The 15144-nt window shown below is 56.5% G+C and carries 13 protein-coding genes; 9 read left to right on the top strand and 4 right to left on the bottom strand.

Features of this window, described 5'->3' with window-relative positions:
• Positions 1 to 11 precede the first annotated feature (11 nt).
• Positions 12 to 1337, top strand: coding sequence for a murein DD-endopeptidase MepM (mepM, locus tag ACWPW2_RS11770; protein ID WP_454123149.1), 1326 nt, complete (start codon positions 12 to 14; stop codon positions 1335 to 1337).
• Positions 1338 to 1463: 126 nt separating this feature from the next.
• A complete protein-coding gene (gene lpxM, locus ACWPW2_RS11765) occupies positions 1464 to 2435 on the top strand; it encodes a lauroyl-Kdo(2)-lipid IV(A) myristoyltransferase (RefSeq protein ID WP_454123147.1) in 972 nt (323 codons plus the stop codon).
• A 51-nt stretch (positions 2436 to 2486) separates the two neighbouring features.
• Here the strand turns inward: lpxM and pyk are convergent, their stop codons facing one another.
• Both pyk and ACWPW2_RS11755 read right to left on the bottom strand, forming a co-directional pair.
• Entirely contained in the window at positions 2487 to 3929 is a 1443-nt protein-coding gene (gene pyk, locus ACWPW2_RS11760) for a pyruvate kinase (RefSeq protein ID WP_023480062.1), read from the bottom strand.
• A 122-nt stretch (positions 3930 to 4051) separates the two neighbouring features.
• Positions 4052 to 4921, bottom strand: coding sequence for a MurR/RpiR family transcriptional regulator (locus tag ACWPW2_RS11755; RefSeq protein ID WP_023480183.1), 870 nt, complete (start codon positions 4919 to 4921; stop codon positions 4052 to 4054).
• A gap of 342 nt (positions 4922 to 5263) precedes the next feature.
• On the opposite strand from ACWPW2_RS11755, the gene zwf reads away from it, so the two are divergent.
• From zwf to kdgA, 3 genes are all read left to right on the top strand, one after another.
• On the top strand, positions 5264 to 6739 hold the full coding sequence (gene zwf, locus ACWPW2_RS11750) for a glucose-6-phosphate dehydrogenase (RefSeq protein WP_023480117.1): 1476 nt from the start codon (positions 5264 to 5266) through the stop codon (positions 6737 to 6739).
• 231 nt (positions 6740 to 6970) lie between these two features.
• Entirely contained in the window at positions 6971 to 8782 is a 1812-nt protein-coding gene (gene edd / locus ACWPW2_RS11745; RefSeq protein WP_454123144.1) for a phosphogluconate dehydratase, read from the top strand.
• A gap of 36 nt (positions 8783 to 8818) precedes the next feature.
• Positions 8819 to 9460 (top strand): bifunctional 4-hydroxy-2-oxoglutarate aldolase/2-dehydro-3-deoxy-phosphogluconate aldolase, encoded by a 642-nt coding sequence (gene kdgA, locus ACWPW2_RS11740; protein ID WP_279793238.1) that lies wholly within the window; start codon positions 8819 to 8821, stop codon positions 9458 to 9460.
• Positions 9461 to 9523: 63 nt separating this feature from the next.
• Here kdgA and purT read toward each other — a convergent pair whose 3' ends face one another.
• On the bottom strand, positions 9524 to 10702 hold the full coding sequence (gene purT, locus ACWPW2_RS11735; RefSeq protein WP_454123142.1) for a formate-dependent phosphoribosylglycinamide formyltransferase: 1179 nt from the start codon (positions 10700 to 10702) through the stop codon (positions 9524 to 9526).
• A gap of 128 nt (positions 10703 to 10830) precedes the next feature.
• Here purT and ACWPW2_RS11730 point away from each other — a divergent pair, with 128 nt between their 5' ends.
• From ACWPW2_RS11730 to ptrB, 4 genes are all read left to right on the top strand, one after another.
• A complete protein-coding gene (locus ACWPW2_RS11730; RefSeq protein WP_023480125.1) occupies positions 10831 to 11169 on the top strand; it encodes a YebG family protein in 339 nt (112 codons plus the stop codon).
• A gap of 58 nt (positions 11170 to 11227) precedes the next feature.
• Positions 11228 to 11578, top strand: coding sequence for a protein YebF (yebF, locus tag ACWPW2_RS11725; RefSeq protein WP_312119367.1), 351 nt, complete (start codon positions 11228 to 11230; stop codon positions 11576 to 11578).
• Positions 11579 to 11670: 92 nt separating this feature from the next.
• A complete protein-coding gene (locus ACWPW2_RS11720) occupies positions 11671 to 12336 on the top strand; it encodes a tellurite resistance TerB family protein (protein WP_454123648.1) in 666 nt (221 codons plus the stop codon).
• A gap of 79 nt (positions 12337 to 12415) precedes the next feature.
• Positions 12416 to 14470, top strand: a complete 2055-nt coding sequence (ptrB, locus tag ACWPW2_RS11715; protein ID WP_454123139.1) for an oligopeptidase B — start codon at positions 12416 to 12418, stop codon at positions 14468 to 14470.
• Here the strand turns inward: ptrB and exoX are convergent, their stop codons facing one another.
• A complete protein-coding gene (exoX, locus tag ACWPW2_RS11710; RefSeq protein WP_023480129.1) occupies positions 14471 to 15133 on the bottom strand; it encodes an exodeoxyribonuclease X in 663 nt (220 codons plus the stop codon).
• Between the last annotated feature and the right edge of the window lie 11 nt (positions 15134 to 15144).

Below are 15144 nucleotides of genomic sequence, written 5' to 3'. Positions count from 1 at the left end.
GAAGTGAACACGTGCAACAGATAGCCCGCTCTGTCGCCCTGGCATTTAACAATTTGCCGCGACCCCATCGCGTGATGCTGGGGTCGCTCACCGTACTGACCCTCACGGTCGCCGTCTGGCGGCCCTACGTTTATCACCCCGAAAATAACGCGCCGATTGTCAAAGCCATCGAGCTGCCTAAAAGCGAAATCCGCTCGCTGCTGCCTGAAGCCAGTGAACCTATCGACCAGTCCACGGCGGATGATGTTGACGATATTCCGCAAGATGAGCTGGACGAGAAAACCGCCAACGAAGCTGGTGTACACGAATATGTTGTCTCAACCGGCGATACGCTCAGCAGCATCCTGAACCAGTACGGCATAGATATGGGCAACATCAGCCAGCTTGCCGCCGCGGATAAAGAGCTGCGTAATCTGAAAATCGGCCAACAGCTCTCCTGGACGCTGACCGCTGATGGTGATTTACAGCGTCTGACGTGGGAGATGTCACGCCGCGAAACCCGCACCTATGACCGCACCGCAAACGGCTTCAAGATGTCCAGCGAGATGCAGCAGGGCGACTGGGTCAATAAGGTGATGAATGGCACCGTCGGCGGCAGTTTTGTTGCCAGTGCGAAAGAGGCCGGCATGAGCAGCGGCGAAATCAGCTCCGTTATCAAAGCGATGCAGTGGCAAATGGATTTCCGCAAACTGAAAAAAGGCGATAAGTTCTCAGTATTGATGTCCCGTGAGATGCTTGACGGTAAGCAGGAGCAGAGCCAGTTGCTCGGCGTGCGTTTGCGCTCCGACGGTAAAGATTACTACGCGTTCCGTGCCGAAGATGGCAAGTTCTACGATCGTAACGGCACCGGCCTTGCGAAAGGGTTTATGCGTTTCCCGACCGCGAAGCAGTTCCGCGTCTCCTCTAACTTCAACCCGCGTCGCCTTAATCCGGTCACCGGGCGCGTTGCGCCGCACAAAGGCGTCGACTTTGCTCTGCCGCAGGGGACGCCGGTGCTAGCCGTCGGTGACGGTGAAGTGGTGATTGCGAAGCGCAGCGGTGCGGCGGGTAACTATGTTGCTATCCGCCACGGGCGCACCTACACCACGCGTTACATGCACCTGCGCAAGCTGCTGGTGAAACCGGGGCAGAAGGTGAAACGTGGCGATCGTATTGCGCTCTCGGGCAACACCGGGCGCTCCACCGGGCCACATCTGCACTATGAAGTATGGATCAATCAGCAGGCCGTGAACCCGCTGACCGCCAAACTGCCAAGAACGGAAGGGCTGAGCGGTTCGGATCGTAAGGATTACCTGGCGCAGGTGAGAGAGGTATTACCTCAGCTGCGACTGGAGTAATTCGCGTAATAATCAGGCGTTCAAAGCCGGTGCTTGCTTAGCATCGGCTTTTACTTTTGTGCGAAAGATAACGCATCGCTACACTATCCCCTTATCTTGTTGAGATTTTTGACCAGCGGACGATGCATGGAAACGAAAAAAAATAACAGTGAATACATTCCTCAGTTTGAGGGCGAGTTTCGCCATCCGCGTCACTGGGGCGCCTGGCTTGGGGTGCTGGCTTTTGCCGGCGTCGCCCTGATCCCGCCCTCTGTTCGCGATCCGCTTCTGGCGAAACTGGGACGTTTTGCCGGACGACGCGGAAAAAGCGCCCGTCGTCGTGCGCAGATTAACCTCTACTACTGCTTCCCGGAAAAGAGTGAAGCCGAGCGCGAAGCGATCATCGATCATATGTTTGCTACCGCACCGCAGGCGATGGTGCTGATGGCTGAAATGGCGCTGCGCGGCACGGAAAAAGTTGCCTCCCGTATTGAGTGGCAGGGCAAAGAGATTATCGACGAAATGCACCGCAACGATGAGCGCGTCATTTTCCTCGTGCCCCATGCCTGGGGTGTTGATATTCCGGCGATGCTGATGTCCTCTCAGGGCAAGCGCATCGCGGCGATGTTTCATAATCAGGGCAACAAAGTTTTCGACTATATGTGGAACAAGGTGCGCCTGCGTTTCGGTGGCCGCTTGCATGCGCGCAATGACGGCATCAAGCCCTTTATCCACTCAATACGCAACGGCTTCTGGGGATACTATCTGCCGGATCAGGATCACGGCCCCGAGCAGAGCGAGTTCGTCGACTTCTTCGCCACCTACAAAGCGACGCTGCCGGCGATTGGTCGCCTGATGAAGGTGTGCCGCGCCCGCGTGGTGCCGCTGTTCCCGGTTTACGATGCCGATACGCATCGCCTGACGATTCTGGTGCGCCCGCCGATGGACGATCTGCTGACGGCGGATGACACCACCATTGCGCGGCGGATGAATGAAGAGGTGGAGAATTTTGTCGGCCCGCATCCGGAGCAGTACACCTGGATCCTGAAGCTGCTGAAAACGCGCAAGCCGGGTGAGATCGAGCCCTATAAGCGCAAAGAGCTCTACAAAAAGAAATAGCCAAAAAAAGGCCTCTCACTGTGAGAGGCCTTTTGCATTCTGAGCAATCCGTTATTCGACGGTCAGAATACGCGTGGTGTTGGTGGTGCCAATGGTGCTCATCACGTCACCCTGCGTCACAATCACCAGATCGCCGGAGAGCAGGTAGCCTTTATCACGCAGCAGGTTCACCGCGTCGTTGGCCGCAGCAACGCCGTCGTTATGGCTGTCGAAATAGACCGGCGTCACGCCGCGATAGAGTGCGGTCAGGTTAAGAGTACGCTCGTGGCGGGAGAGGGCAAAAATCGGCAGGCCGGAGCTGATACGCGAGGTCATCAGCGCGGTACGCCCTGATTCAGTCATCGAGATGATCGCCGTCACGCCTTTCAGGTGGTTAGCGGCATACATCGCCGACATGGCAATCGCCTCTTCGACATTGTCGAACTGAATATCGAGACGGTGCTTGGAGACGTTAATGCTGGGGATCTTCTCTGCGCCGAGGCAGACGCGCGCCATCGCGGCAACGGTTTCAGAAGGGTATTGCCCGGCGGCGGTTTCCGCTGAGAGCATTACCGCATCGGTGCCGTCGAGCACGGCGTTCGCTACGTCCATCACTTCTGCGCGGGTCGGCATCGGGTTAGTGATCATCGACTCCATCATCTGCGTGGCGGTGATCACCGCGCGGTTCAGCTGGCGCGCACGGCGAATCAGCGCTTTCTGGATGCCGACCAGTTCCGGGTCGCCAATTTCAACGCCCAGATCGCCACGGGCAACCATCACCACGTCCGAGGCGAGGATCACATCATCCATCGCATCCTGGCTGCACACCGCTTCCGCACGCTCAACTTTTGCGACAATCTTCGCATCGCAACCTGCATCACGCGCCAGACGACGTGCATAGTTGAGATCTTCACCGCAGCGCGGGAAGGATACGGCGAGGTAATCGACGCCAATCAGCGCGGCGGTCACGATATCCGCTTTATCTTTATCGGTCAGCGCTTCTGCAGAGAGGCCGCCGCCCAGTTTGTTGATGCCTTTGTTGTTAGAGAGCGGGCCACCGACGGTCACTTCGGTGAACACCTTCATGCCCTGAACGTCCAGCACTTTGAGCTGCACGCGACCATCATCCAGCAGCAGGATGTCGCCCGGCACCACGTCAGCGGGCAGGCCTTTATAGTCGATACCGACTTTCTCTTTATCGCCTTCACCTTTGCCAAGGTTAGCGTCGAGCAGGAATTTGTCGCCGATGTTAAGGAAAACCTTACCTTCCTTAAAGGTGGAGACGCGAATCTTCGGTCCTTGTAGATCGCCAAGGATAGCAACATGACGTCCCAGTTTTGCCGCAATCTCACGCACTTTGTCCGCGCGTAATTTATGATCTTCCGGTGTTCCGTGTGAGAAGTTCATCCGCACCACGTTAGCGCCAGCAGCGATAACCTTTTCGAGGTTGTTATCGCGGTCGGTGGCCGGGCCTAAAGTGGTGACGATTTTGGTTCTGCGAAGCCTTCTGGACATGTAATACTCCGTTGACTGAAATAACGAGGTGTTGCGTGAACATGAATTCGGGTTACGCGCGCCGTGACAGGCAGGGCCGCTAACCGAATAGCGTAAGTAACTACCGTTTTTGTTATGGTCTCTTAATGATTATCGTCTTTGATAAGCAGTTCCTTATCAAAGCGCGATTCTTTGAGCGCTTCTTTGACTCGCTTCAAGTTATCCCGGAATTTCGCCCCGCGACGCAAAGTGAATCCGGTCGCCAGCACATCAATGACCGTCAGTTGCGCAAGCCGGGACACCATCGGCATATAGATATCTGTATCTTCAGGGACATCTAGCGTGATAGCAAGGGTTGCTTCGCGCGCCAGCGGCGTTCCCGCCGAGGTCAGCGCAATCACCATGGCATCATTTTCACGCGCCAGATGCGCCAGCTCCACCAGGCTTTTTGTGCGGCCGGTGTGGGAAATCAGCATAACGACGTCATCATCGCTACAATTCATACAGCTCATGCGTTGCAGCACAATGTCATCGGAGTAGACCACCGGCACGTTGAAGCGGAAAAACTTGTTCATCGCATCGTGGGCGACGGCCGCGGAAGAGCCCAGACCGAAGAAGGCTATTTTTTTCGCCTGCGTCAGCAGATCGACGGCGCGATTAACCGCTGCCATATCAAGGGACTGACGCACATGATCGAGGCTTGCCATCGCCGACTCGAAGATTTTGCCGGTGTAGGCTTCTACACTGTCATCTTCATCGACATTTCGATTAACATAGGGCGTGCCGTTGGCGAGGCTCTGGGCCAGATGCAGTTTAAAGTCAGGGAAGCCGCGCGTGTCCAGACTGCGGCAAAAGCGGTTTACCGTCGGTTCGCTGACCTCCGCTTGTTGCGCAAGTGCGGCGATGCTGGAGTGGATAGCCAGCTGCGGCGCGGTGAGGATCACTTCCGCGACTTTTCGTTCTGATTTGCTAAGGTGTTCCAGTCGGGACTGGATTTTTTCCAGCATATTCATAGGCGTTAATGCGCTCCTGGTGAAACGATTACACTGATTGCGCGAATCGTTACGCAGTTTGCGTCGATATTACGCCTGCGCAGGGTAGAAAGGTAAGTGATACGCTGAAATGTTGTTGTTTTTTTTCATAACATGATCAGAGTCGGATTTTCGCCAGCGGCTGGTGGGCAAATAAGCCGCGCAAACGGCGCAAATATGCGCATTTTTCATGACAACCCAATAACGCACTTCCTGACAAGGCCTGATAGTTTCGGGAATTACGTAAAAGCAGTACAGTGCAGTGTAATAAAATTACAACTGAAGCGGATGACAGCTTCAGGATAGCTAACTGAGGAGAGTGACATGGCGGTAGTCCAAACAGCCCAGGCGTGTGACCTGGTCATTTTCGGCGCGAAAGGCGATCTCGCACGCCGGAAATTGCTGCCTTCCCTGTACCAGCTGGAAAAAGCCGGTCAAATTCATGATGAGACGCGGATTCTCGGGGTCGGCCGCGCCGACTGGGATAAAGCAGCCTACACCAAAGTGGTCCGTGAAGCGCTCGAAACCTTTATGAAAGAGAAGATCGACGAGAGCTTGTGGGACAAGCTGAGCGGTCGTCTCGATTTCTGCAATCTCGATGTCAACGACACTCCCGCCTTCAAACGCCTCGGCGCGATGCTGGATCAGAAAAACCGTACCACCATCAACTACTTCGCGATGCCGCCGGATACCTTTGGTGCCATCTGTAAAGGGCTGGGCGCCGCGAAACTTAACGCCAAACCGGCTCGCGTCGTGATGGAGAAACCGCTCGGTAACTCCCTTGAGACCTCCCGTCAGATCAACGATCAGGTGGGCGAGTATTTTGAAGAGTGCCAGGTTTACCGTATTGACCACTACCTCGGTAAAGAGACGGTGCTCAACCTGCTGGCGCTGCGTTTTGCCAACTCCCTGTTCGTCAATAACTGGGATAACCGCACCATTGATCATGTGGAGATCACCGTGGCGGAAGAGGTGGGTATCGAAGGGCGCTGGGGCTATTTTGACCAGGCCGGACAGATGCGCGATATGATCCAGAACCACCTGCTGCAGGTGCTCTGCATGATCGCCATGTCACCGCCGTCCGATCTCACTGCTGACAGTATTCGCGACGCGAAAGTGAAGGTGCTTAAATCCCTGCGCCGTATCGATCGTACTAACGTGCGTGAAAAAACCGTACGCGGTCAGTACACCGCCGGTTTCGCCCAGGGCAAGAAAGTGCCGGGCTACCTGGAAGAAGAGGGCGCGAACAAGTCGAGCCATACCGAAACATTTGTCGCGATCCGCGTGGATATCGACGACTGGCGCTGGGCGGGCGTGCCGTTCTACCTGCGCACCGGTAAACGTCTGCCAACCAAGTGTTCAGAAGTAGTGGTCTACTTCAAAAACCCGGAACTCAATCTGTTTAAGGAGTCCTGGCAGGAGCTGCCGCAGAACAAGCTGACCATTCGCCTGCAGCCGGATGAAGGGGTGGATATCCAGATCCTCAATAAAGTGCCGGGGCTGGATCATAAACACAATCTGCAGACCACTAAGCTTGATCTGAGCTACTCCGAAACCTTCAACGAGACCCATCTGGCGGATGCTTACGAGCGCCTGCTGCTGGAATCCATGCGCGGTATTCAGGCGCTGTTTGTACGCCGCGATGAAGTGGAAGAGGCGTGGAAATGGGTCGACTCCATTACCGAAGCCTGGGCTGCGGATAACGACTCACCGAAACCGTATCAGGCCGGCACCTGGGGCCCGGTAGCCTCGGTTGCGATGATCACCCGTGATGGCCGTTCCTGGAACGAGTTCGAGTAAGCATCGGGGCTCATGTTGCGCAATTTTACCGGTAACATGATCTAACACAGCTCTGCGAACAATTTTTCTTTTTCAAAGCCCTGCTGGATTCACCAGCGGGGCTTTTTTTATTACACTGGCTGCAGTGATTTTGCCTTTGGGGCGCGGCGCTCGGGTGTTTTCAGCTTGTTACGTATAATGAAAAACACGGTTAGCGCGGTGTACCCGAACAGATAAATTTCAGGAGCCTCTATGAATCCAGTAATGTTACGCGTAACAAATCGCATTATTGAACGTTCACGCGAAACCCGCTCAGCCTACCTGGCGCGCATTGAGCAAGCGAAAAGTAACACCGTGCGTCGTTCGACGCTCGCCTGCGGTAACCTGGCGCACGGTTTTGCCGCCTGCCAGCCTGAGGATAAAGCCTCGCTAAAAAGCATGTTGCGTAACAACATCGCCATCATCACCTCCTACAACGACATGCTCTCCGCGCATCAGCCTTATGAAGTCTATCCCGACATTATTCGCAAAGCGCTGCACTCGGTGAATACAGTCGGCCAGGTGGCGGGTGGCGTACCGGCAATGTGCGATGGCGTGACCCAGGGTCAGGATGGGATGGAGCTGTCGCTGCTGAGCCGCGAAGTGATCGCCATGTCCGCCGCGGTGGGGCTGTCACACAATATGTTCGACGGCGCGCTCTATCTTGGCGTTTGCGACAAAATTGTCCCGGGGCTGGCGATGGCGGCGCTGTCGTTTGGTCACTTGCCCGCGCTGTTCGTGCCGTCAGGCCCGATGGCGAGCGGTCTGGCTAACAAAGAGAAGGTGCGTATTCGTCAGCTTTATGCAGAAGGTAAAGTGGATCGCATGGCGCTGCTGGAGTCGGAAGCCGCTTCCTATCATGCGCCAGGCACCTGTACCTTTTACGGCACCGCCAACACTAACCAGATGGTGATTGAGTTTATGGGCATGCAGTTGCCCGGCTCCTCCTTTATTCACCCGGATGCGCCGCTGCGTAAAGCGCTGACTGAAGCTGCTGCCCGCCAGGTAACGCGTTTGACCGGCAACGGCAACGAGTGGATGCCGCTCGGCAAAATGATCGATGAAAAAGTGGTGGTTAACGGCATCGTCTCACTGCTGGCAACCGGCGGTTCGACTAACCACACTATGCACCTGGTGGCGATGGCGCGCGCGGCAGGCATTATCATCAACTGGGATGACTTCTCCGAACTCTCTGAAGTGGTGCCGCTGCTTGCCCGTCTCTACCCGAACGGCCCGGCAGACATCAACCACTTCCAGGCGGCGGGCGGTGTGCCGGTATTGATGCGTGAACTGCTGAAGGGCGGTTTACTGCATGAAGAGGTGAATACGGTGGCCGGTTTCGGTCTGACGCGCTACACCCAGGAGCCGTGGCTCAACAATGGCGAGCTCGACTGGCGTGAAGGCGCTGCTGCGTCGCTGGATGATTCGATTATCGCCACCATTGATAAACCGTTCTCGCAGCATGGCGGCACCAAAGTGCTGAGCGGCAACCTTGGGCGCGCGGTGATGAAGACCTCCGCCGTGCCGGTAGAGAACCAGGTTATTGAAGCGCCTGCGGTAGTGTTTGAGAGTCAGCATGACGTGTTACCGGCCTTTGAGGCGGGTCTGCTGGATCGCGATTGCGTGGTGGTAGTTCGTCACCAGGGGCCGAAAGCCAATGGCATGCCAGAATTACATAAACTGATGCCGCCACTTGGTGTATTATTGGACCGCCGTTTCAAAATTGCCTTAGTTACCGATGGACGGCTGTCAGGGGCATCAGGTAAAGTGCCGTCGGCAATCCATGTGACACCTGAAGCTTACGACGGTGGGTTGCTGGCAAAAGTGCGTGATGGCGACATTATCCGGGTTAACGGGCAGACAGGTGAGTTGACCCTACTGGTTGCTGACAATGAACTTGCCGCACGTCAGCCGCATATTCCTGACCTTAGCGCGATGCGCGTGGGCACAGGCCGTGAAATGTTCGGCGCGCTGCGAGAGAAGCTCTCCGGCGCAGAGCAGGGCGCAACCTGTATCACTTTTTAAGACGACAAGATTTTATTCTGGCGAGAGAAAAGATTGATGAAAAACTGGAAAACAAGTGCAGAAGCCATCCTGAAAACCGGCCCGGTTGTACCGGTGATCGTGGTAAACAAACTGGAGCACGCTGTTCCGATGGCGAAAGCGCTGGTTGCAGGTGGCGTTCGCGTCCTGGAAGTGACGCTGCGCACCGCATGCGCGATTGACGCTATCCGCGCTATTGCAAAAGAAGTTCCTGACGCCATTATTGGTGCCGGCACCGTGCTGAATCCGCAACAGCTGGCGGAAGTTACCGAAGCGGGCGCGCAGTTCGCCATCAGCCCGGGTCTGACCGAGCCGCTGCTGAAAGCCGCCACCGAAGGTACCATCCCGCTGATCCCGGGGATCAGCACCGTTTCTGAACTGATGCTGGGCATGGATTACGGCCTGAAAGAGTTCAAATTCTTCCCGGCGGAAGCGAATGGCGGCACCAAAGCGCTGCAGGCGATTGCCGGCCCCTTCTCCCAGGTGCGTTTCTGCCCGACCGGCGGCATCTCTCCGGCTAACTACCGCGACTACCTGGCGCTGAAAAGCGTGCTCTGCATCGGCGGCTCCTGGCTGGTTCCGGCCGACGCGCTGGAAGCAGGCGATTACGATCGCATCACCAAACTGGCGCGCGAAGCCGTTGAAGGTGCGAAGCAGTAATCAGCAGGCGGGTATGAAACCCGCCTGATAACAAGCCCGGACGCACTGCGCACCGGGCTTTTTTTATCCGTTGACCTGCACCGCGTTAGCTGAGGCCACGGCGCGGGCGACCGCAATCTCAACATCCTCAGCAACCGCCAGCGCTACGCCCAGACGGCGCGATCCTTCAATCTCCGGCTTGCCGAACAAGCGCAACTGCACACCTGCATCAACGGCGTGGTGCAGATTATCAAAGGTGACATTCTGGCTATGCATGCGCGGCAAAATCACCGCAGAGGCGGCCGGGCCGTACTGGCGGATCGCGCCAATCGGCAGGCCTAAAAAGGCGCGCACATGCAGGGCAAACTCGGAGAGATCCTGCGAAATCAGCGTCACCATTCCGGTGTCGTGCGGGCGCGGAGAGACCTCGCTGAAAATGACCTCATCGCCGCAGACAAAGAGTTCGACGCCGAACAGGCCATATCCGCCGAGTGCCAGCACCACCTCGCGGGCAATCTGCTGGGCGCGCTCAAGCGCGGTCGCCGACATTTGCTGCGGCTGCCAGGACTCACGATAATCACCATCCTCCTGGCGGTGGCCAACCGGCGCGCAGAAGTGAACGCCATCCACTGCGCTGATGGTCAAAAGGGTTATCTCAAAATCAAACTTCACTACGCCTTCGACAATCACGCGACCGGCACCGGCGCGGCCACCCTGTTGCGCATAGGCCCACGCGCTTGCCAGCTGGTCGGCAGATTTAATAAAGCTCTGCCCTTTACCTGAGGAGCTCATTACCGGCTTCACAATGCAGGGCAGGCCGATTTCGCTCACCGCCAGGCGGAAGCTCTCTTCGCTATCGGCAAAACGGTAGCTCGACGTGGGAAGCTGCAACTCCTCAGCCGCGAGGCGACGGATCCCTTCGCGGTTCATGGTCAGTTTTGTGGCGCGCGCGCAGGGAACCACACGCTGACCGGCGGCTTCCAGCTCAATCAGCGCATCGGTGGCGATGGCTTCGATCTCCGGTACGATAAAGTGTGGCTTCTCCTCGGCGACCAGCGCTTTTAACGCTTCGCCATCCAGCATGTTAATCACATGGGATCGGTGTGCCACCTGCATCGCGGGTGCGTCCGCATAGCGGTCAACCGCAATCACTTCGATACCGAGCCGCTGACATTCGATAGCCACTTCTTTGCCCAGCTCGCCTGAGCCTAATAACATCACACGCGTGGCTGCCGGACGCAGCGCAGTTCCTAAAAGAGTCATAGCGAAGTACCATTAGAAAAAAGTGGGCGCAGTATAACGAAAACGTTTGCGTCTGTCTTTTTCACTTGCGGTGGTTTTTTCATCGCGCTATTATACTGTACAAATACACAGTAAAACGAGGCTGCATCATGGCGGTAGAAGTTAAATACGTAGTCATTCGCGAAGGTGAGGAAAAGATGTCTTTTGCCAGCAAAAAGGAAGCCGATGCTTACGACAAAATGCTCGACCTGGCGGAAGTGCTGGGCGACTGGTTAGGCACCGGTCCGGTAGCTCTGGAAGAGGAGACCCGTGAACGCATGGCGATGTGGCTCGCCGAGCAAAAAGATGCGCTTAACGGCATTCTGAAATCCGGCAAACTGCCCGGCACAGAGAGCGAAGAGGGCGCACCCTCGGCAAAATCCGCTGAGGATGAATCCTCTGACGCAGTCGATATTAAAAGCGCCAGCAAGCGGGCGAAAGTCGCCTGATCTTGCACCGCCAGCAATTTGTACCATGCTTTGAATGGGTATTAACCAGGAGATAAGCATGAAAATAGCAGGGGTAGTAACCGGTCTGTTTTTGCTGGCGGGCAGTATGGCGGCTCATGCCGCCACAGAGAAGGTGGTGAAGTTTCCTTCCTGTGAAGGGCTTAACGCTGAGGGCATTTCCGCCAGCGTTAAGCGCGACTATCTGCAAAACCGCATTGTGCGTTGGGCAGACGATCAGAAAAAAATTGGTCAGGCGGATCCTGTGGTATGGGTTAATCCGCAAGAGGTGACTGGCAAAGGTGATAAGTGGACGGTGCCGCTCACCGTGCGGGGTAAAAGCGCGGATATACACTACCGCGTAATGGTCGACTGTCCGGCAGGCAGCGCGGAGTACAAACCGCAGTCGTAGCGCCGAAATTTTCCTGATCTTTCCAGATACAGACACTTCCTGACATCCCCCTCGCTTACTCTTGCCTGACAACAGAGCTTAAGCGAGGGAAAATTATGAACTGGTTAAATCAATTACAGTCGCTGCTGGGTCAGAAAGGCGGTGCGTCGACCTCATCCTCCTCAGAAGGACAGGGGCTAAATAAACTTCTGATGCCCGGAGCACTGGGCGGCCTTGCCGGTCTGCTGGTTGCCAATAAATCATCACGCAAACTGCTCGCCAAATATGGCACGGGCGCGCTGCTGGTGGGCGGCGGGGCGGTTGCCGGTACGGTGCTGTGGAATAAATATAAAGATCGTATTCGCGAAACCCATCAGGATGAGCCGCAGTTTGGGCAGCAGCAGTCGCCGCTGGATGTACGCACCGAGCGCCTGATTCTGGCGCTGGTCTTTGCGGCGAAAAGCGACGGTCATATTGATGAGCAGGAGCAGGCGGCAATCGAGTCGCAGTTGCGCGAAGCGGGCATTGAAGACCAGGGGCGCGAGCTGGTGGCGAAAGCGCTGGAGCAGCCCCTCGATCCGGCGCGGCTGGCGCAGGGCGTTAAAAATGAGGAGGAGGCGCTGGAACTCTACTTCCTCAGCTGTGCGGTTATCGACATCGATCACTTTATGGAGCGCAGCTATCTTAACGCGCTGGGCGATGCGCTGAAGGTACCGCAGGACGTCCGCGAGGGCATCGAACAGGATCTTCAGCAGCAAAAACGCGCCCTTACATCCTGAGCGCCATAACGTTTCGCTTGCAACGCGCGTTTGTTTTGCCACCCTTATAGGTATGGAAAACAGAAAAAAGATAAGTGCTATGTTGCCGAAAGCAAAACAGATCCCCCACGCCATGACCGTTCATGGCGATACCCGCGTCGATAATTACTACTGGCTGCGGGACGACACGCGCTCCCACTCAGAGGTGCTTGATTATCTGCATCAGGAGAATGACTACGGACGGGAAGTGATGGCCTCCCAGCAAGCCCTGCAGGATGACCTGCTGCAGGAGATCATCTCCCGTATTCCGCAGCGCGAAGTCTCCGCGCCCTATATTCGTAACGGCTATCGTTACCGGCACATTTATGAGCCGGGCAATGAGTACGCCATCTATCAGCGCCAGTCGATGCTCAGCTCCGAATGGGATGACTGGATCACTCTGCTGGATGCCAACCAGCGCGCCTCGCACAGCGAGTTCTACACCATGGCTGGCCTCGACATCTCGCCCGACAACACCATTATGGCGTTGGCGGAGGATTTCCTCTCAAGGCGGCAGTATGGTTTACGTTTTCGCAATCTGGAGACCGGCAACTGGTATCCGGAGGTGCTGGATAACGTCTCGCCAGATTTTGTCTGGGTGAACGATTCCGAGACCGTCTACTACGTGCGTAAACATGCCACGACGCTGCTGCCTTACCAGGTCTGGCGGCACACGGTTGGCTCGCCGATGCAGCAGGATGAGCTGGTTTACGAAGAGAAAGATGACACCTTTTATGTGGGGCTGAGCAAAACTACTTCGCAGCACTACATCACCATTCACCTTGCCAGCGCCACCACCAGCGAAGTTCTGCTGCTTGACGCGGAACTGCCGGATGCGCAGCCGCTCTGCTTTCTACCGCGGCGCAAAGAGCATGAGTACAGCCTCGATCACTACCAGCACACCTTCTATCTGCGCTCCAACCGCGATGGCAAAAACTTCGGCCTCTATCGCACCAAAGTGCGCGATGAGCGGCGCTGGGAAGCGCTAATCCCCGCCCGCGATCACATTATGCTCGAAGGCTTCACGCTGTTTACCGACTGGCTGGTGGTTGAAGAGCGACAGCGCGGTCTGACAAGCCTGCGGCAGATCAACCGTAAAACCCGGGAGGTGATCGGCATCGCTTTTGACGATCCCGCCTACGTTACCTGGCTGGCCTACAATCCCGAGCCGGAAACCTCGCGGCTGCGATACGGTTACTCCTCGATGACCACGCCAGATACCCTTTTCGAGTTGGATATGGACACCGGCGAGCGGCGCGTGCTGAAGCAGACGGAAGTGGCGGGCTTTGATGCGAGCGACTATCGTAGTGAGCATCTTTGGGTGGTGGCACGGGACGGCGTGGAAGTGCCCGTCTCGCTGGTATACAACCACAACCATTTCCGCAAAGGCGAGAATCCGCTGCTGGTCTACGGCTACGGCTCCTACGGGGCGAGTATTGATGCCGACTTCAGCAGCAGCCGCCTGAGTTTGCTGGATCGCGGCTTTGTCTGCGCGATAGCGCATATTCGCGGCGGCGGCGAGCTGGGTCATGCCTGGTACGAAGAGGGGAAATTCCTCAACAAGCAAAACACCTTCAATGACTTTATTGACGTTACCGACAGTTTGCTGGAGCAGGGCTACGGCTCGCCGCAATACTGCTATGCGATGGGCGGCAGCGCAGGCGGTATGCTGATGGGCGCGGTGATCAATATGCGCCCCGCTCTCTACCATGGCGTGATCGCCCAGGTGCCCTTTGTCGATGTGGTGACCACCATGCTCGATGAGTCGATCCCCTTAACGACCGGCGAGTTCGAGGAGTGGGGTAATCCGCAGGATGAGACCTATTACCACTATATGAAGGGCTACAGCCCGTACGACAATATTGGCGCGCACCCCTATCCGCATATGCTGGTGACCACCGGCCTGCATGATTCGCAGGTGCAGTACTGGGAGCCGGCAAAATGGGTGGCGAAACTGCGGGAATACAAGACCGACGATAATCTGCTGCTGCTCTGCACCGATATGGATTCCGGGCACGGCGGTAAATCGGGGCGTTTTAAATCCTATGAAGGCGTGGCGCTGGAGTACGCGTTTCTGATCGCGCTGGCGCAGGGGACGCTGCCCGGCAAAGGGTAATTACCCCTCGCCAAGGTAGTGTTTGAGCGTTAAACGCAGCTCCGGACTCATGCTGTTAAGGTTGTTAAACAGCCAGCGCAGGTAGCCCGGATCGCGGTCAGCGATCTCGGCAACCGGTTTGCCGCGGTATTTACCAAAGGTAAAAGTGGTCATCAGCGCCGGGCGTCCGGTGATGGTGGCCATCTGTTCCGCTGTCCAGCCAGAGACCTGCATAATGTCAATCAGCAGGGCGGCGGTGATATAGCAATCATAGAGCGCGCGGTGGTGATGCAGACCGGCAGGCGTTTCTACGCTGAGCTTGCGCGAGTTATAGAGCGCCATATTGCTGTATTTGATCCCCGGCCATAAACGACGTGCCAGCTTCATGGTGCAGATCCACTCACCTGACATCTCTGGCAGCACGCGGCGGTCAAAGCTGGCGTTGTGTGCCACATACCACTCACTGCCGTGATAATAGGGGACAACTTCTTCGATCCAGGGCTGATCCGCCACCATCGCTTCTGTGATGCGGTGGATGGCCATCGCCTGCGGGCTGATGGGGCGATCCGGGCGAACCAGGTGGCTCTGCGGGTTCACGATTTTTCCGTCGACCACGTCCACCGAGGCGATCTCGACGATACCTCCCTGCAAATCGCAGGTTTCTGTATCGATAACACGTAACATAGTCGGCTCCA

The sequence above is a fragment of the Kosakonia sp. Marseille-Q7440 genome (assembly GCF_965119485.1).
Note: the sequence above shows the minus strand (reverse complement) of the source record. Positions and strands in the feature narration are given on the sequence as shown.